Source organism: Moritella sp. PE36, assembly GCF_000170855.1.
Lineage (GTDB): Bacteria > Pseudomonadota > Gammaproteobacteria > Enterobacterales > Moritellaceae > Moritella.
The window spans coordinates 16,161-33,741 of the sequence record NZ_ABCQ01000007.1 but is presented as its reverse complement, the minus strand read 5'-3'; the positions used below and the strand labels follow the sequence as shown (position 1 = coordinate 33,741).

Sequence of the window (17,581 nt, the reverse complement as noted above, 5' to 3'; positions counted from 1 at the left end):
CTGCGATCTCTTCATCGTCATATTCGTATGCTTATTTGTGTCCTTTGATTGCAGGTTTTTAAAAGCGACGACAAAAATTACTCATGCGTCTATACGGATCAGGGAGTTCATCACGTTATATCATTCAATGTACTGCAAGCGTGATGGATTGCTGTTCGGGCCATTGTTGTAATGACGCGTAAAGTCTGCCGGCTTCATCCATGAGGAATCGGGTAAGATTATGTGCTGTGGGGATTAATGTGTTCGTTTAGTGAATGATACCTAAATCTTGCGACGACAGTACCATTTTTTGAACTGTATCACAAACGGGGTATTTGCCGTATCTTGGGTTATGCTGTTATTGGCGTTGGGGAATGAAAGTGACTTATGCTGTTCAGCATAGCGTAACATGATGAAAGTAAAAGGGCTGCGTGAATTAATTAGGCTACCCTTGGCGTTATTAGTTAGCCGTTTCAGGCGACAACTAATTGATTAAATACGTCCTTGTAGGGGAATAATGTGAACTAGATCGCCAATTTCTGCATTAGCCTGTTCAGGTAATACTTCAACTAAACAATTTGCTTCACTCATCGAGCGCAAGATACCTGAGCCTTGTTGCCCGGTACTTTTCACGATTAAACGACCGTTAGCATCAAAACTAAAAATACCACGGGTATACTCAGTACGATGAGGACGAGAGCGGAAACGTTCTGTGGCAATGGCATTGAATACTTGTGGCTGCCAATCTGTGATGCCTTGCAGTTTGCGGATCGCAGGTTCAACAAATTGTAAAAACACCACCATTACCGCAACGGGATTACCCGGTAAACCAAAAAATGGCGTATCGTTAATTTGGCCAAATGCTAACGGACGACCCGGACGCATGTTGATGCGCCAGAAGTTGATTTGTCCCAGTTTGTCCAACACGGTTTTGATGTAATCGGCATCACCAACCGAAACACCGCCGGATGACAAGATCAAATCCGCTTGGTCACTGCCTTGCTGTAATGTCGCTGCTAATGCGGCTTCGCTGTCTTCGATAATGCCTAAATCAATCACTTCACAGCCCGCTTGCGTTAGCATCGCATGTAAGGTGTAACGGTTAGAATCGTAAATGCAGTTATTCTGTTGTACTTCACCGGGATGCTGTACTTCATCACCAGTTGAAAAGATAGCAACACGTACTGGCTTTTTAACGGTCACTTGGTTAATGCCGAGAGAGGCTATCATGCCTAATTCTGGTGCCGTGATCTTGCTACCTGCGGCTACGGCTGTTTGGCCTAATGCTAAATCTTCACCCGCTTGACGGACATTCTGACCAGGGTGGATAGCTGCCATGCTCAGATCAAAACGAACGGTGTTGTCGACTTGTTCAGCTTGCTCGCGCATGACCACTGTATCGGCACATTCAGGAACCGCTGCACCAGTCATGATCCGTACTGCTTGGCCTTTTTCAAGTGGCAAGTTATAACTGTGTCCTGCCATCACATGGGCGACAACCTCATAGCTGTCACACGCTAAATCATCACCACGGATCGCATAACCATCCATTGCTGAATTAGTATGTTGTGGCACATTTACTGGCGAAAGTACGTCATGTGCGACAATTTGACCCAAAGCTGTTTTTAAATCAACAGTCTGTGATTGTGTAAGTGGTACAATATGACCAAGAATACGCTCCCGTCCTTCTGCGACAGATAACATACCTTGTGGTGTTAAGTCGCCACATTGTAATCCTTGTGGCTGTTCAGGTTTGGTCGCATTGACTTCACCTTGAATAAAACTCACAACAAAATCAGTGATCTGCTCAAGGTTGTTAATATCGAGCAGTGGTAATGACTGTTGTGCTGACTCTGATGCGGGAACTGACACATTGGCTGCAACGGCAATAATATTATTGTCTGTTGGGTGTAACCAAGGTTTGCCCACTTCTGCACGGTGTAATTCAATTTTCGGGAAACTGAGTTTCTTAAAACCTTCAACCAGGATCAGGTCGAGTTGAGTTTGATCTAACTGGGCGATCAAGTGCGGCAGTGTCGCTTCTTCATCAGGTGTTTCCGTGACTAAGGCGCGGCGACAACGGGATGAAATTAACATCTGGCTAGCACCCGCTTTACGCAGGCGGTAGCTGTCTTTGCCCGGTTGGTCGATATCAAAATCATGATGCGCATGTTTGATCACGGCAACACGGAGACCACGCGTCACTAACTTGGGTAGTATGGCTTCAAGCAGGGTGGTTTTGCCGGTACCACTGAATGCAGCAAAGCCAAGTAAAGGGAGTGACGCGTAGATTTTACTCATTTTGTTTGTCCAAATTGTTGCAGTTCTGCGGGGGTATTTAAGTTTACAAATGCGTTCGGCTGGTCGCTAAAATCTACCGTGAGCATGTTGCATTGACGGTATAACAGAATGATCTTGCGGTCACCGTTGTCCAAAAATGCTTCGAGTTTCGGTAAAATACGACGATGTAATAGCGTGACTACTGGCTGAATATGTTCGCCATCATGGGCCACCACAATATCGGTATCGGCTGCACAAGCTGCCGCCATTCGGGTGACTAAATCGCTGGGTAATTGTGGACAATCACAGGGTACAAAGCCAATCCACTCAGCATCGTTTAAATGTAATATTGCAGCATGCATACCGCCGAGAGGCCCTTGATAACCCTGTAATTGATCGCCGAATACATCGCCGTATTGGCTATAGGTATCTTGATTTCGATTGGCGTTAATAGCGATCTTGTTGGTTTGTGGCGACAGGGTATCGATGACATGCTCAATCATGGCTTTGCCGGCTAATGTGACTAAGCCCTTGTCATCTCCGCCCATGCGGCTGGCTTGTCCGCCTGCTAAAATTACCCAACTTGTTTGTTCAGCCGAAGGCATAATTGTCCTTATCTTTGTTAATGAGCTGTAGATCTGCTCGTTCGATTAATTTGCTATTGCTAATACACCACTGACGGCGACAAAGTGCGGTAAGTGCATTTTGCTGGTGGCTGGTGATCACCAAGGTTGATCCACGTTCGAGCAAATCTTTAGCGAGTATCACCTGGCGTTCGATGGATTCTGTATCCATGCTGGCACTCGATTCGTCCATTAATAGCACGCTTGGTTTCAGTACCCATGCTCTTGCCATTGCCACGCGTTGGCGCTCACCACCTGATAATACCGAAATATGTTCATTAGCGAGAGTTTCTAACCCTACCATACGTAGGGCTGTTATCGCTTCACTTCGTTGTGCTTGGCGACCTCTAATGGCGAATTTTAAACCATAACTGACATTATCCAGTACGCTAGCATCAAACATGTAAGGTGTTTGATGCATATAGATAACGCCATTTTTAGCATTACTTTTAAATAAGCGGGCAAACCAGTTGTTACACTGCAGGTTAACTTTACCTGTGGTTGGGCGTTGTAAACCGGATAATATTTTTAATAATGTGGTCTTACCTACGCCATTGGCACCGGTGAGGTAAATCGCTTCTTGTGGGCCGAATTTAAGGTGAGGTATGTGAAAAAGCAGCCGATCTTTAAAGCGGATCGAGATATCTTCTGCTTGAATTGTAATTTGCGACATGCTCTATACCTCAGCCTAGTTGGTACGCAAGTGGGCTTTACCACGGGCGAACGATAATAAAAAATTAAGTCCTAGTGCCAAGATCAATAAGACCATACCTAGGGCAACACCTTGTGCAAACGCGCCTTTTGAGCTTTCTAAGGCGATTGCGGTCGGAATATTACGGGTTGCATTTAAAATATTACCACCGACCATCATTGAACAACCAACTTCGGTAATAATACGGCTAAATGCCGCGATAATGGCAGCAAGTAGCGGGAATCGACATTCCCACATTAAGCTTAACAAGGCACGAGGTAGACTTGCGCCTAATGTCAGCGCCGTTTCCCAAGCGCGGCGATCACTGTGTTGAAACGCGGCGTGCATCATTGACACTAAAATCGGAAAACAAACTATCATTTGTCCTAAGATCATGGCCTTTTGGGTAAATAGCATCTGCCAGTCACCGAGTGGACCGGCTCGAGACAGCATCATGTAAAGTAATAAGCCAATCACCACCGTTGGAATGGACTGACAGGTATTAAATAATGACAGTAACAGCCAACGCCCAGGAAATTTGCTGTAGGCGAGGGCAAAGGCGATCAATAATGCTGGTATTAATACCAGCGTTATTGCCAGCAAAGACACAGAAAATGATACCCCGACGATCCCCCACAGTGCCATATCGCCACTGAAGAGAAGTTGTACTGCGTCTTGGGTCGTTTGCCAAATATCCATAAGGTATCTAAGTTGCTAAAGGATTAATTACGATTTTGCATTGGCAACAAATAGCTGCTCGCCGTTACGCTTATAACTGTTGATCATGGTTTGTGCTTTGGGATTGACTAACCAGTCACTGAAGATCTTAGCACCTTGGTAGTTGATACCCGGGTAACGGCTTGGGTTAACTAAGATCACTTGGTATGGGTTAAATAAACGCTTATCACCTTGCACAACAATTTTAAGGTCTAGTTTATTTTGGTAAGCAAGCCAAGTACCACGATCAGTTAAGGTGTACGCTTGCAGTTCCGATGCCATGTTCAGCGTTGGTCCCATGCCTTGGCCTACGGCTTTGTAGCCAGCAAAATTTGGATCCATTTTAGTTTGTGCCCATAAGCCAAGTTCTTTTTTGTTGGTGCCGGAATCATCACCACGGGAAATGAAGGTAGCGTTGTAAGTAGCGATGCCAGCGAATGCTTTCACAATATCTTTATCGGCATTGATTTTTGCGGGATCGGCTTTGGGACCAACAAGGACAAAATCGTTATACATGAGTTGACGTGGCAGGACACCGTAACCGGCCTCAACAAATTTCGCTTCTGATTTTGGTGCGTGAGTCATCACCAAATCAACATCACCATTTTGACCCATGCGGAGTGATTTACCCGTTCCAGCTGCAAGTACGTCAACCGTATAACCTGTGTCTTTTTTGAATTCAGGTAACAAGAAATCAAGCAGTCCTGAATGATAAGTACTGGTGGTGGTGGCCAAACGGATCTTCATGTCGTCAGCTGCATTTACCCCTGCGGTTGTTGCAAGTGCGATTAAGGCAAGTAATGTTTGGATACATGTCATCGGTTTTATAGTCATAAGTCTTCCTGACGTGAAGTGATGTAAAGAGTCACTTAGTGTCAAAGCAAATAAGGTGCCAACTCATCTACCGTGTTAAAACCCCTGTTGTTTTTATGTAGTAACTTGATTTAAATCAATAAAACATTATGTAATTTAACTGGGTTCCGGAAAGCCAGTAAATCATTTTGACTTTAATCGCCGAGCTGGGACAAAATGTCGCAACGTTTAAATTATGGTTGTGAGTTATATTTATGTCTGAATTTTCTTCACCTCATTCTTGGGCTGCGGTATCGGTACTGGTTGTTGATGATGAACCGGGTATGCGTGCCATTTTAAAAAAAGCCTTAAGTAAGAAATTTGCCCAAGTCGATACCGCGGGCAGTATCGAAGAAGCAGAGGAACTCCGGAAACGTTGTCACTTTGATTTATTAATCGTCGATATTAATTTACCAGGACGTTCAGGAATTGAGTGGCATGAGGCTTTGGATCCGGCAACGCGTCGCAGTGATGTGATCTTTATGACTGGCTATGCGGACTTAGATACCGCGATCAAAGCCTTGCGCGCTGGCGCATCAGACTTTATTTTAAAACCGTTCAACCTCGAACAAATGATGCAATCGGTGAGTCGTTGTATTGAACGGCGCTTAGTTGAACGCCAAAACTTTGCCCTGCAGCGTGATATCGAACGCACCTTTCCTATCGACATTATTGGCGATGCCGATAAAACGTTACAAATGAAAAAGCTAATCACCCAGATTGCCCCATCAATGGCCGCGGTATTAATTGAAGGTGAATCGGGGACAGGTAAAGAATTAGTGGCGCGCGCATTACACCAACTGAGTCAGCGTAATGGACCTTTCGTGCCGTTAAACTGTGGTTCGATTGCACCGGATCTATTAGAAAGTGAATTGTTTGGTCATATGCAGGGGGCGTTTACCGGGGCTAAAAAAAGTCGCGAAGGGTTATTTCGCGTTGCCAACGGGGGTACTTTATTCCTTGATGAAATTGGTGAGATGCCACTTGCCATGCAATCGTCGTTATTACGGGTATTAGAGCAAAAAGCGATTAGACCGGTTGGTGGTGAACGTGAGATCCCGGTCGATGTGCGTATTGTCGCCGCCACCAATCGTAATTTAAAATTGGATGTGGAAGATGGCCGTTTTCGTCAAGATTTGTATTATCGCTTAAATGTATTAACGGTCGATGTACCGCCATTACGGGATCGGATTGAAGATATTCCGACATTAGCCCATCATTTTACCCAAAAGTTAGCCAAAGACTTAGGCATGAAAGGGGTGAGCTGGACCCATGAAGATATTCAAGCGATGCAAGTATATGATTGGCCAGGTAATATTCGTGAGTTACGCAATATGATGGAGCGTTGTATTTTGCTCGGTAAACCACCCGCGGAGTATTGGCGAGAGCTGCAAGGTGATGCGGCGCCGTTGCCAAGAGCGGCTATTAGCGCATTTGACCAGATACGTATGGATGAAGCGAATTTAGAGAGCCCTTGTCGTTGTTCATCTGAGATTAACGGTGACGAAGAGCAATATTGTTATCCAACGGCATGGACATTAAAGCAAGTCGAAAAAGCCCATATCATGCAGGTAGTTGATTCTCATGAAGGGAATAAATCAGCGGCTGCGCGTAAGCTTGGCGTAGCCCGTAAAACGCTAGAGCGTAAATATAAAGAATGGATTGACGAAGCGGCCTTATGAACATGAAGCAATATGTACTGTTATGGATTAAACGTTTTAGAACCATGGTGCGTTACCGTTTGTTAGTGCTTACATCGGTACCCATAGTGATCACGCTGTTTGCTTTATTTGCGCTGGCGATGTACTGGACGGTGACGTATACATGGCAAAACGCATTAACGAACGTAAAATCAGATCTGACTGTGGCGCATAACAGCATTGAGTTATTACAAAAAGAACAGCGGATGCAATTAACGTCGTTGTCATCCTCGTATGAGTTTCAGCGCTTGTTACGTACCGATGAAGCGAAATTGCCAGAATGGGTTAAACGCCAAGCTGAAAACTATGCATTGGATTTTGTGGTATTACATCCTGCGTCAGACTTCGATGACTTCCCACTGATCAATCAGCAGTTATTATTAACGGCAAAACCACAGACATTTTTCCAAGTACTGAATAATCAGGAATTACAGAGGTTAAATAGCAGCCTGCCTATCGCGGCTCAGATGCCCTTGTTAGGTGAAAACAAATTTGAATCGAGAGGACTGGTTAGTCGTAATTTACTGCCAATTTTTAACCGTGAGAATAAGCTAGAATGGATCATGGATGGCGGTATATTACTCAATAATAGTACCCAGGTTGTTGATCGGATCCGTGATCTTGTTTACAGCGCTGGCACATTGCCAGCGGATAGCATCGGTACGGTAACACTGTTTATGGACGATATTCGGGTCAGTACCAATGTTCCGCTTGATAGTGAACAGCTGAATGGTCGTGCAATTGGTACCCGTGTTTCTCAAGAGGTTAATCAGCAAGTACTGATTGCGGGTGAAAACTGGATCGGTCGTGCTTTTGTATATGACGATTGGTACATCTCGGCGTATGAGCCGTTACGTAATTATAACGGTAATGTCATTGGCATGCTGTATACCGGTTATTTAGAATGGCCGTTAATAGCAACTTTTTTAACCAATATTGTTGAGTTCAGTATCGGGATTATTGCGGTATTACTGCTGTCGGGCGGTCTGGTATACCGTGGTGCTCGAGACTTATTTAGACCGATAGAAAAGATCCATGATGTGGTGAGAGTTGTGCCGTTAGGGTTAAATCGTCGTATTGGTGATCTGGGGTTATGTAAGGATCATGAATTAGCGATTTTTGGTCAGCAATTTGATTCCATGTTAGATCAATTGCAACAGCGTAATGATTTAATTAAACAGGCTTCGCTGGAACTTGAAGATAAGGTACATAGTCGCACGCAGAGCTTGCATGATAAAACCCAAGAGTTAGAACAGTATATTAAGTTGCTAAATCAAACACGCAGTAAGCTGGTGATGAGTGAAAAGTTGGCTGCCCTTGGAGAGTTAACCGCGGGTATTGCCCATGAAATTAATAATCCAACAGCCGTTATTTTAGGTAATGTTGAATTGTTACAACTCGAACTCGGAGATGACAGTCAACGAGTCTCTGAAGAGCTAGAAGCGATACACGAACAGATAGATCGGATCCGAAATATTACTCGAAGTTTACTGCAGTATAGCCGCCAAGGAGGGGTACAAGACGAGATCACTTGGCAGCACTTAAATTTGATTGTAAAAGAGAGTTTAACTTTAGTTAGTTCAGGCACTAAATCTGCCAATGTGCAAATAAAATCGCAATTAGATGCAAAATGTTGTGTTGAAGTGAACCGTCATCAATTGTTGCAAGTCTTGGTTAATTTGCAGATGAATGGTGTCCATGCCATGGACGACAAAGGTCTGCTGAAGATTAAAACTGAAGATTGGCGTAATGATGACGATAATGTTATCGGTGCAGTGGTACATATTAGTGATCACGGCTGTGGTATCAGTGAAGATAATTTAGCCCGTATTTTTGACCCGTTTTTCACTACTCGTCGTAGTGGTACCGGGTTAGGTTTATCGGTTAGCCAAAGTATTATTAGCGAAGTGGGCGGTAAGATCACGGTGCAGTCTGAGCTTGGTATCGGCTCGACATTCTCTATTTATTTACACGAAAAAGCCGTCGTAGATAATGATTTATTACTGGCTGTTGAGGTGTATTAGCAAATCTGGTTTTAGTTGCCATTGAATTAAAAGTGTAATAGTTTTAGCCGTTTATGTGGTTAATTATAAAAACTGTCATATTACTGAAATAGAAAATACATAATTGCTTGTTAGTTTATATCGGTCTTAAATTATAACCTGAGTAGATAAAGTATGAGCAAAGATACATTTGACCCCACTAAATATAATCACAGTAATAACGAACCATTTGCAGCGGTAATGGAAAGGGAGTTATCTCGCCGTAGTATATTAAGAGCGGGCATGGGGATGGCTGCTGTTGGTATGTTAACGAGTGTTGGTTTAGCTGGTTGCTCTAGTACTGCGACGAATCCAAATGTGGCAACGGGCGCTAAAATCGAATTAGGTTTTGATTCTATTGCTGGCGCCAAGCTAGATGCTGTAGTGGTGCCTAAAGGTTATAGCGCACAAGTATTAGCGCCTTGGGGCACGCCGCTTAATGATTTTGCTCAAGAGTGGCAAGCTGACGGTTCTAATACCGCGTTAGATCAAGCCAATTCACTGGGAATGCATCACGATGGTATGCATTATTTCCCACTACATGGTAGCTCTACCGATGGTCTATTATGTATTAATCACGAATACATAGATCAACAGGCATTACATCCAATTGGCCCAACCAAAGATAGCAATAGCTTACGTACAATCATCGATGAGGTGCGCAAAGAAATTAATGCCCATGGTGTAACGGTTGTCCGTATTAAGCAAACTAATGGTATTTGGAGTCTAGTTAAAAATGATAGTCATAATCGCCGCTTTACTGGTGCTACTACTATGGATATTAGCGGTCCGGTGGCTGATAAAACGTTACTTGAAACGCCTTTCTCTCCAGCTGGCGATAAAGTCAGAGGCACATTAAATAACTGTGGTAATGGTTATACGCCATGGGGTACTTACCTGACTTGTGAAGAAAACTGGCCGGGTTATTTTGTGAATACCGGCACACAGACCGCTGATCAGATACGCATCGGTATTGATGCTAACAACACGCGTTATGGCTGGGATGATTTAGCCGGTGATCGTGATGAAGTAAACGATGAGTTTAAGCGTTTTGATATTACCGCGACCGGAAAAAATGCCACTGAAGATTACCGTAATGAAGCTAATGGCCATGGTTATATCGTCGAAATAGACCCTTATAATAATCAGTCTAGCGCGGTTAAGCGTACTGCGCTGGGTCGTTTCCGTCACGAAGGCTGTGTATTTGGTCAAGTTGTCGAAGGTAAACCGATTGTATTCTATTCAGGCCATGACTCGCGCTTTGAATACATCTATAAATTTGTGTCTGATGTGAATTGGTATGCCGCAGATGCAGAGCGTGATGATCGCTTAGCGGTCGGCGCGAAATATATGGATAAAGGTACGTTATACGTCGCCCGTTTTGATGATAATGGTGCGGGTCATTGGTTACCTTTAACGTTAGCGAGCAAGACCACGAATGGTGGCACACTGGCCGATACATTCACCGATCTTGCTGGGCTTATCCTTAATACTGCTGGCGCGGCGGATTTAGTGGGTGCTACACCGATGGATCGTCCTGAGTGGGCGGCGGTTGATCCGGTGAATGGCGCGGTATACATGACCTTAACCAACAATACTAAACGTAAAGATAGCACTAACGCTGCTAATCCAAGATTAAATAACAGTACCGGCCATATTATTCGTTGGCAAGAAAGTGATAGCGCTGAGCTATTTAGCTGGGATATTTTTGTGTTTGGTGCGGCTGAGGATGGAACCGCAGAGGTTAACCGTTCTGGCTTGGCAGAATTAAATCAGTTTGCCAGCCCGGATGGTCTTGCCTTTGATGCTCGCGGTATCATGTGGATCCAAACTGATAATGGCGCATCAGAATTAACGGAATATACCAATGATCAGATGCTGGCGGTGGTGCCCAGTCAATTAACGACTGATAGTGGTGATCTAGAGACCATTAACAGTGACAATCAAACTGAGCTGAGACGTTTCTTTGTCGGCCCGAATGGCGCGGAAGTCACAGGCTTAGCGTTTAGTCCTACGCAAACGGATCTGTTTTTGAATATCCAGCACCCTAAAAACTGGCCATACAGTAATGATGCAGCGATGGAAACACCGAGTAACCAAAGTGTTCGACCACGGGCTGCGACGGTTATTATTCGTAAACATGACGGTGGCGAGATCGGGGTTTAGTTAACCCCGATGACTTTGTTAGCGATTAATGGCTAATTACATCTTGTTTCGTATTGCCAGCCGTAGGGTTGGCTTTATTGTTTATCGGCGATGATTTACGGTAGGATAGCGTTATAAACAATAACAAGATAACAGCTGGCAGAACATGACCAAAACAGAAAAGAAGATTGATAATAATTTATGCAAAGTGCTTACCGTGGTTTGCGAAGAAGCAAAAGACGAAATTCAGGGCTTTCAATGGTTAACACATACCGTTAATTACGCTAATTTGCCCACCTCTTTAAAAATAACCTGTGTGTTCGATAGTAATGCTGACATCGCCAAGTTGACGGCATCGAAGCAAGACCAGCGTTTACAGGGGTTAGTGACTCAAGCACTTAACGCCGTGGATGTGAAACTAAAAAATATCAGCAAACAAGTGCAGTTCGATAGTGAAGAAAATTGCACGCGAGATAATGCCGGTAATTGGGCGAAGCGTTTAGGTTAGGGTTGTTATTGTTAACCAAGCAGGAAATGAAATAACTGCTGCTTGGTTTTGTCTAAGCGTTAGTTTTAGTTAATTGATAAGTACAGCATAAAATAATCGCAGCTGCGAACATCAGCACCAAACCCAAATTGTTCAAGACCCCCGTGACGGCCAGTGCTGCGCCTAATAGTAAGTAATACAACAAGCCAAATACCGCCCCTGCTGATCCCGCCACGTCTTTATACTGCGTTAACGCGTGTGCCAGAATATTGGGGATGGCAATGCCGTAGCTCATCACGACAATCAGCATAGGGACTAATAACCAAATGCTGTCTTGCGTTATATAAACCCCTGTACTGCCGATCAAGACTAAACCGCATGCTAACCGCAGTAACGATTGCGATGTGTATTTGGCCTGTAACAAGCGCTTGTTGAGTAAACTACCAAGCAAGCTGCCACACGCTAATGCAATGCCAGTGTAGCCAAATTCAATCGCGCTAAAACCGAGTTTATTGAAAATAAACGGCGCGAGTGAGTAATAGCTAAATAATACTAAATTAAACAATGCGACTAAGACCGCGTTGTATCGGATGTCACTATCTTTAAGCATGCGTATAAGTAACGTCCGCAGGTTAACCTTCGCGATGTTGTCTGGGCGGGTTTCGGGTAATGCTTGTAATGTCACTAAGAACAATAACACCGCCAGTATCAGCAATACTGAAAACACCCCTAAATGACCGGCGTAGTCAGCGATAAAGCCCCCAGATATTAAACCAATGACGGGACTTAATGAAATCCCCATTCCCATCAGCGTAAACACTTTAATCAGATCATGACCGTCATAGCTGTCACGTAGCATGGTTTGAGTGACGACCGAGCCCACTGCAGCGCCAAATGCGGAAATAAAACGCGCAGCCATGATCATGTCAAAGTCAGTCGCGAGCAGTGCCAGTGTTGAACCGAGTCCGTAAGTGCATAAGCCAATTAGCATGGTTGGTCGACGGCCAATCAGATCGGCAATTCGTCCCCAACAGATAACGCCAAACGCAAATGCACTAAAGTAAATTGATAAGGTTTGCGTAGCCGTATGGATACTGATTTCAAAACTGTTAGCGAGGTTTGGTAATACTGGACTGTAGATGGTTTCGACAATTTGCGGAAACATCATTAATGCTAATATCAGTCCTATATGTGGTTTTTTATTCATGTCATTTGCTCTAAATAATATTAATAGGGCGGTATTATAGTTATGATGAATTTTCGTATTACAAACATTAGAACAATAAATATCAAAAAGAGGACAGATGGCGGTTATTGTAGAGGGGCAGCAATTTGATGCGGATACTTTATTTAATCAAGTGATTGGTATCGCGACTGATATCGGCCAGCATGACTCGGGTATGCATCAACACAGTAAGGGGCAGCTTTTGTATGCGCCAATCGGTTGTATGAGCATTACGTTAGCCGGTATGCAATCGGTATTACCGCCGACACGTGCCGCGTGGATCCCAGCAGGCGTTATGCACTGTGCTCGCATGCGAAATGTGGTGTCGTATCGTTCTTTATACTTTAGCCAAGATCTGGCCGCGTTATTACCAAAAACCATGTGCATCGTCGAGGTCAACGCGTTATTACAAGCGTTAATTGAACGTATGGCGTTTTGGGATTGGGATAAACCAACGCACGAGCAAACCCATACTCTGGCGTTATTCTGCGAAGAGCTGGCGCTCGCCCCACTTCAGCAATTGCACCTATCACTACCACAAGACTTACGCTTACAAAAATGGTTAACTACACTTACGACAGGTCATCTGCCACCACAAAAACTTAATCAGCTACAAACTGAAATTGGCGCGAGTGGGAAAACCATTAGCCGCATATTCTCTCGCGAAACGGGGATGCCTTATCAAGCGTGGCGACAGCAATGGCGGTTGTTAAATGCCATTGAACGCTTGGCTGAAGGACTGAGTATTTCTACTGTCGCATTTGATCTAGACTTTGCCAGTGACAGTGCATTTATTAGTTTTTTTCGTCAACACACAGGCTCGACACCAGCCAAATACTTTACCGATCAAAGTTAGAACTTGTTTCTGGGTAACATGGAGATATAAATTATGATGAAGTGCGAGCAATATGACTATATTGAAATAGTGTGTATGCATCAATATCCGATTAAGTTAATGTTAAAATCAGGTGTTGAGATTGTAGGAAAAGGACTAGATACAAAACGTAATGATAATCGCGATGAGTGTATTCAGATGATGGTTGATGGTGTAACTAGTTTAGTTGTACTGGATACGATATTAACGCTTGAGGTAACCGTTGATAATCCACATTTTAAATTGGTTACTTTTGATTAGGGTTACGATTAAAGACAAACCAGCCTCGTTTGCGATAAACAAACAAGGCTGATATTAATGTGAGTGATTGCTGTGGTTATAAATTAAACTTATTTACCACCTCTTTTAATTCCGTATTCATAGTACTGAGTTCTTGAGTTGTCGTTGTGGTATGTTCGGCATTATTTGATAGTTCGTTGACGATAAGTTGTATTTCACTCATGTTTCGCGTTACTTCGGCGCTGACCGTACTCTGTTCTTCTGCAGCAGATGCTATTTGAATGGTTAGTTCACTAATGGTGGCAATCGCTACTTCCATGCTGTCTAGATCTTGGTTTACTTCTTGGGTATCCGTTGCCGTGGTAATACAGCGTTCTTTGGTTTTATCCATCGCACTGACTACCGCATTTACCCCGGAATTAAGTTTCGTCAACATGGCATTAATTTCAGAGGTACTGTTTTGTGTACGTGCCGCTAATGCTCTGACTTCATCGGCGACCACGGCAAAACCACGACCTTGTTCACCCGCTCGGGCTGCTTCAATTGCTGCATTAAGTGCGAGTAAGTTAGTTTGTTCAGCAATCTCGCCAATTACGGTTAACACGGCACTGATTTGCTGAGTATGTTGCGCCATACTTTCAATATTAACCACGGTATCTTCAACATCATCGAGTAATGTTTGTACATTATTCGACGCGCGAACCACGGTTAATTTAGATTGCGAAACGGAGTCATGTACTTGCTGTGTTGCCGCCGCCGCTTCTGCCGCGTTCGTTGCCACAATATTCGCCGTGGTACTCATTTCTTCCATCGCAGTCACGGCTTGCTCTGTTTCTTTGGCATGACCGAGAATAATGCAGTGTGTGAGCTTTGTTTGTTCTTCGACCTGTATTAACGAGTCCGAAATTTTGACTGATGAATTATTCACTGACAGCATTAACGTGTGTAAGTAGTTGATGAAATTATTTACGGAGTGACCAATATCACCCACTTCATCATTTGCCTTGATCTCTACACGGGTTGTTAGATCTGCATTACCTTGTGAAAGTAGGTCGATGTTTTCACGTAATATAATAAGACGCTGTGAAAGACGCTGAAAGGTAATGTAACAAAAACAAATAATGGCGAGCATTAACGGTAATTGGATTGCCGCAATAAGCGATAAAATAACCGACTCATTTTCATGTAAAGAGGCAACGGGAACTGCGAGTGCAATTGACCAGGGTGTACCCGTTAATGGCTGGAAGTATAATGCGTATTCTTCGCCATTTTCAGCGGTATAACTGATGTAATGACTGTTGTTTTGATTGTTTAAATTACCGTTGACAGCTTTAATAAATGCAGAACGTGAGGCCAGTGATGAGGTGGTTTTTAATAATAGCTCACCTGACGTTGCCGCCGTGTTATTCAGGATCTTACCGTCTTGCTCGACCACCAAAATATAACCACCAAATTCTTGTTCTAAGTCTTTAGCAAGTTCATTGAAGAAACCGAGTGTTACGTCAATCGTTGCTGCACCATATAGACGTCCGTCTTTATAAATGCCCATGCTACAGTTAGTACGCGCTTCGGTGCTGGCTGAATCTTTGTATGCTGGCGCCCAAGCACAGGTGCCTTTGGGGGCATTTTGTCCGGCTCGGTGCCAAGACTGTTCAAAATAATTTGGCGCTGCAGCGGTATTCCAATAATCATTGCTGATCAGTTGATTGTTATTATCACGATGGACAAAAGAACTGAATTTACGTATGCCTGCTTCGCGCTGATCTGGTAGTGGCCAGATACCACCACCAAACACGTTACTGTCGCCATACTGATCGACCAAGGCTGGTAACAAGGCATCAATCTGTTCACTCGAGAGTTCAGGAATAACTTGGGTAATGTTTTTCTGTTGGGCCTCTACTTTATTAAGCTTTGAGAATACGTTTTCAGCGACTTTTTGTAATGATTTATGGATGATATTTTCTGAAGATTCAAGTAATTGTGGTGAGACAAAGGTTTTAATTCCAACGGTTGTTAACACCATGATTGCGAGCATAAACGCAATGAAGTAGGAAGAGTAAGTATTTTTAATCGATTTCATGTAGAGACTGCCTTGTGATTACCATGATTATAAGCTAATCAGGTTATCGACCAAATCATGGATAACACAAGGGATTTATTCATTATTCTACCACTTTATATATATGACTCACTGTCATTATATGGTTGATTATTTGGTATTAATCAATCGTCGACTGTATTTCACCATCGGTAAAGCGGGTGATCAGCTTGTCGCCTGATTTTAGTTTGGCTACCGAGGTGATGACTTGTTGTTTGTCATTCTGGGTAATGGAATAACCGCGGGTTAATGTGGCTAACGGGCTGACCGTTTGTAATTGCTGAGCCAGATTTTGCAAGTGGTTTTGTTCTTGTTGTAAACGGCGTTGCATGGCACTGTGTAAACGCGTTTGAAAATTGGCTTGTTGTTGCTGCATCGCGGTAAATTTATGCACTGGTGAGCGCGACTGTAATCGGCCTGTTAGCTGGGTTAAGTGTAATTTCTGTTTGCTGATATGGCGATTAACTGCTTGATTTAAACGTAGGCTGAGTTCATCGAGTTTTTGATTTTGTTGCTGCAGTTTATGCTGCGGATGCTGGCTCATCAAGGATTGTTGTAAGTAACGCTGCTGATGTTGTTTTTTCGCTAACTGTGTTTGTATGGCTTTGTTTAAACGCTGGCTTAGGTTGGTTACCTGTTGTTGCAGGTGTGCTTGATCTTGACTGACTAATTCAGCCGCCGCAGAAGGGGTCGGGGCGCGCATATCGGCGACGAAATCGGCGATCGTGACGTCGATCTCGTGGCCAACGGCGCTGATAATCGGTAATTGACTGTTAAAAATAGCCTCGGCGACGCTCGCTTCATTAAAACACCAGAGATCTTCTAACGAACCGCCACCACGACCAACAATTAACAGGTCCACTTCGTTACGCTGATTGGCAATATTAATGGCATTCACAATCGCTGATGCTGCTTGTGCGCCTTGTACCAGTGTTGGGTAGATAATTACCGGTAAGTTGGGACTACGACGTTCAAGTACGGTCAGAATATCATGTACCGCAGCACCGGTTGCCGACGTGACAATACCAATGCGTTTAGGATGTAAGGGCAGGGCTTTTTTATGCGCTTGAGCAAAATAACCTTGTGCGTCTAACGATGCTTTTAACTGTTCATATTGCTGTTGTAATAAGCCATCGCCCGCTGGACTTAATGATTCAATGACTAACTGATATTCACCACGCGGCTCATACATAGTCACGCGTACTTTGGCTAATACTTGCTGGCCGTTGGCTGGGCGGAATGTCACCCGACGGTTATTGCCTTTAAACATGGCACAGCGCACTTGTGAGCGACTATCTTTGAGGGATAAATACCAATGTCCCGATGCCGGTGCAACAAAGTTAGAGATCTCACCGGTTAACCATAGGGTACCCATCTCTGATTCGAGCAATTGCCTAACGCTGGCATTTAAGTGAGTCACTGTATAAATATTGGCATTGTTCAAAATAAGGCTCTCTAAGCGTTAAGCAGTTAAAATTAGGTGTAATTGCGTCGACATATTGTAGCAGCTTTGCTTTTTAATGGGCATTAAGATCAATCACAACTAAAAAAAGTTGAAATATAATTTGCTTTTAACCTAAACCATCCATATACTTCGTCCGCAATATTTGTACCAAATATGTCGTCCA

The 17,581-nt window shown here is 43.8% G+C and carries 14 protein-coding genes; 6 read left to right on the top strand and 8 right to left on the bottom strand.

Going from position 1 to position 17,581, the window contains the following annotated elements:
- Positions 1 to 471: 471 nt before the first annotated feature.
- From PE36_RS06385 to PE36_RS06365, 5 genes are read right to left on the bottom strand one after another with little or no spacing between them, the layout of a single operon-like run.
- Positions 472 to 2,280: a bifunctional molybdopterin-guanine dinucleotide biosynthesis adaptor protein MobB/molybdopterin molybdotransferase MoeA gene (locus tag PE36_RS06385; protein WP_006031152.1), complete on the bottom strand. Its 1,809-nt coding sequence runs from the start codon at positions 2,278 to 2,280 to the stop codon at positions 472 to 474.
- Positions 2,277 to 2,864, bottom strand: coding sequence for a molybdenum cofactor guanylyltransferase MobA (mobA, locus tag PE36_RS06380; protein ID WP_006031151.1), 588 nt, complete (start codon positions 2,862 to 2,864; stop codon positions 2,277 to 2,279). The genes PE36_RS06385 and mobA overlap by 4 nt, the downstream gene beginning before the upstream one ends.
- The gene (locus tag PE36_RS06375) at positions 2,851 to 3,555 is read right to left on the bottom strand and encodes an ATP-binding cassette domain-containing protein (protein ID WP_006031150.1); all 705 of its coding nucleotides are present in this window, start codon (positions 3,553 to 3,555) and stop codon (positions 2,851 to 2,853) included. Before PE36_RS06375 ends, mobA begins: the two co-directional genes overlap by 14 nt.
- Before the next feature lie 15 nt (positions 3,556 to 3,570).
- Positions 3,571 to 4,272, bottom strand: a complete 702-nt coding sequence (locus tag PE36_RS06370; RefSeq protein WP_006031149.1) for an ABC transporter permease — start codon at positions 4,270 to 4,272, stop codon at positions 3,571 to 3,573.
- Between the two features lie 27 nt (positions 4,273 to 4,299).
- The gene (locus tag PE36_RS06365) at positions 4,300 to 5,124 is read right to left on the bottom strand and encodes a substrate-binding domain-containing protein (protein ID WP_043994101.1); all 825 of its coding nucleotides are present in this window, start codon (positions 5,122 to 5,124) and stop codon (positions 4,300 to 4,302) included.
- A 233-nt stretch (positions 5,125 to 5,357) separates the two neighbouring features.
- On the opposite strand from PE36_RS06365, the gene PE36_RS06360 reads away from it, so the two are divergent.
- The 4 genes from PE36_RS06360 to PE36_RS06345 all read left to right on the top strand — a co-directional run bounded on the left by PE36_RS06360 (position 5,358) and on the right by PE36_RS06345 (position 11,537).
- Positions 5,358 to 6,824, top strand: coding sequence for a sigma-54 dependent transcriptional regulator (locus PE36_RS06360; protein WP_006031147.1), 1,467 nt, complete (start codon positions 5,358 to 5,360; stop codon positions 6,822 to 6,824).
- On the top strand, positions 6,821 to 8,866 hold the full coding sequence (locus tag PE36_RS06355) for a HAMP domain-containing sensor histidine kinase (RefSeq protein WP_006031146.1): 2,046 nt from the start codon (positions 6,821 to 6,823) through the stop codon (positions 8,864 to 8,866). The genes PE36_RS06360 and PE36_RS06355 overlap by 4 nt, the downstream gene beginning before the upstream one ends.
- 153 nt (positions 8,867 to 9,019) lie before the next feature.
- Positions 9,020 to 11,050 carry a PhoX family phosphatase gene (locus PE36_RS06350; RefSeq protein WP_006031145.1) on the top strand — a complete coding sequence of 677 codons (2,031 nt, stop codon included), beginning with the start codon at positions 9,020 to 9,022 and terminating at the stop codon, positions 11,048 to 11,050.
- 145 nt (positions 11,051 to 11,195) lie between these two features.
- Entirely contained in the window at positions 11,196 to 11,537 is a 342-nt protein-coding gene (locus PE36_RS06345; protein ID WP_006031144.1) for a hypothetical protein, read from the top strand.
- A 52-nt stretch (positions 11,538 to 11,589) separates the two neighbouring features.
- Here the strand turns inward: PE36_RS06345 and PE36_RS06340 are convergent, their stop codons facing one another.
- Positions 11,590 to 12,723 carry a multidrug effflux MFS transporter gene (locus tag PE36_RS06340; protein WP_006031143.1) on the bottom strand — a complete coding sequence of 378 codons (1,134 nt, stop codon included), beginning with the start codon at positions 12,721 to 12,723 and terminating at the stop codon, positions 11,590 to 11,592.
- Positions 12,724 to 12,820: 97 nt separating this feature from the next.
- On the opposite strand from PE36_RS06340, the gene PE36_RS06335 reads away from it, so the two are divergent.
- Positions 12,821 to 13,597 carry a helix-turn-helix transcriptional regulator gene (locus PE36_RS06335; RefSeq protein ID WP_006031142.1) on the top strand — a complete coding sequence of 259 codons (777 nt, stop codon included), beginning with the start codon at positions 12,821 to 12,823 and terminating at the stop codon, positions 13,595 to 13,597.
- Between the two features lie 33 nt (positions 13,598 to 13,630).
- Complete coding sequence (locus tag PE36_RS06330) at positions 13,631 to 13,876, top strand: Rho-binding antiterminator (RefSeq protein WP_043994098.1); 246 nt, start codon at positions 13,631 to 13,633, stop codon at positions 13,874 to 13,876.
- A gap of 76 nt (positions 13,877 to 13,952) precedes the next feature.
- Here PE36_RS06330 and PE36_RS06325 read toward each other — a convergent pair whose 3' ends face one another.
- Positions 13,953 to 15,935 carry a methyl-accepting chemotaxis protein gene (locus PE36_RS06325; protein ID WP_006031140.1) on the bottom strand — a complete coding sequence of 661 codons (1,983 nt, stop codon included), beginning with the start codon at positions 15,933 to 15,935 and terminating at the stop codon, positions 13,953 to 13,955.
- Between the two features lie 139 nt (positions 15,936 to 16,074).
- Positions 16,075 to 17,328, bottom strand: a complete 1,254-nt coding sequence (xseA, locus tag PE36_RS06320; protein WP_006031139.1) for an exodeoxyribonuclease VII large subunit — start codon at positions 17,326 to 17,328, stop codon at positions 16,075 to 16,077.
- Between the last annotated feature and the right edge of the window lie 253 nt (positions 17,329 to 17,581).

What these genes read in the sequence shown, in the direction of transcription:
- PE36_RS06350 (WP_006031145.1), top strand. Translation starts at nt 9,020, where the DNA reads ATGAGCAAAGATACATTTGACCCCACTAAATATAATCACAGTAATAAC.
- PE36_RS06385 (WP_006031152.1), bottom strand. Translation starts at nt 2,280, where the DNA reads ATGAGTAAAATCTACGCGTCACTCCCTTTACTTGGCTTTGCTGCATTC.
- PE36_RS06365 (WP_043994101.1), bottom strand. Translation starts at nt 5,124, where the DNA reads ATGACTATAAAACCGATGACATGTATCCAAACATTACTTGCCTTAATC.
- PE36_RS06335 (WP_006031142.1), top strand. Translation starts at nt 12,821, where the DNA reads ATGGCGGTTATTGTAGAGGGGCAGCAATTTGATGCGGATACTTTATTT.
- PE36_RS06375 (WP_006031150.1), bottom strand. Translation starts at nt 3,555, where the DNA reads ATGTCGCAAATTACAATTCAAGCAGAAGATATCTCGATCCGCTTTAAA.
- mobA (WP_006031151.1), bottom strand. Translation starts at nt 2,864, where the DNA reads ATGCCTTCGGCTGAACAAACAAGTTGGGTAATTTTAGCAGGCGGACAA.
- PE36_RS06370 (WP_006031149.1), bottom strand. Translation starts at nt 4,272, where the DNA reads ATGGATATTTGGCAAACGACCCAAGACGCAGTACAACTTCTCTTCAGT.
- PE36_RS06325 (WP_006031140.1), bottom strand. Translation starts at nt 15,935, where the DNA reads ATGAAATCGATTAAAAATACTTACTCTTCCTACTTCATTGCGTTTATG.
- PE36_RS06340 (WP_006031143.1), bottom strand. Translation starts at nt 12,723, where the DNA reads ATGAATAAAAAACCACATATAGGACTGATATTAGCATTAATGATGTTT.
- PE36_RS06360 (WP_006031147.1), top strand. Translation starts at nt 5,358, where the DNA reads ATGTCTGAATTTTCTTCACCTCATTCTTGGGCTGCGGTATCGGTACTG.
- PE36_RS06345 (WP_006031144.1), top strand. Translation starts at nt 11,196, where the DNA reads ATGACCAAAACAGAAAAGAAGATTGATAATAATTTATGCAAAGTGCTT.
- PE36_RS06355 (WP_006031146.1), top strand. Translation starts at nt 6,821, where the DNA reads ATGAACATGAAGCAATATGTACTGTTATGGATTAAACGTTTTAGAACC.
- xseA (WP_006031139.1), bottom strand. Translation starts at nt 17,328, where the DNA reads ATGGGTACCCTATGGTTAACCGGTGAGATCTCTAACTTTGTTGCACCG.
- PE36_RS06330 (WP_043994098.1), top strand. Translation starts at nt 13,631, where the DNA reads ATGATGAAGTGCGAGCAATATGACTATATTGAAATAGTGTGTATGCAT.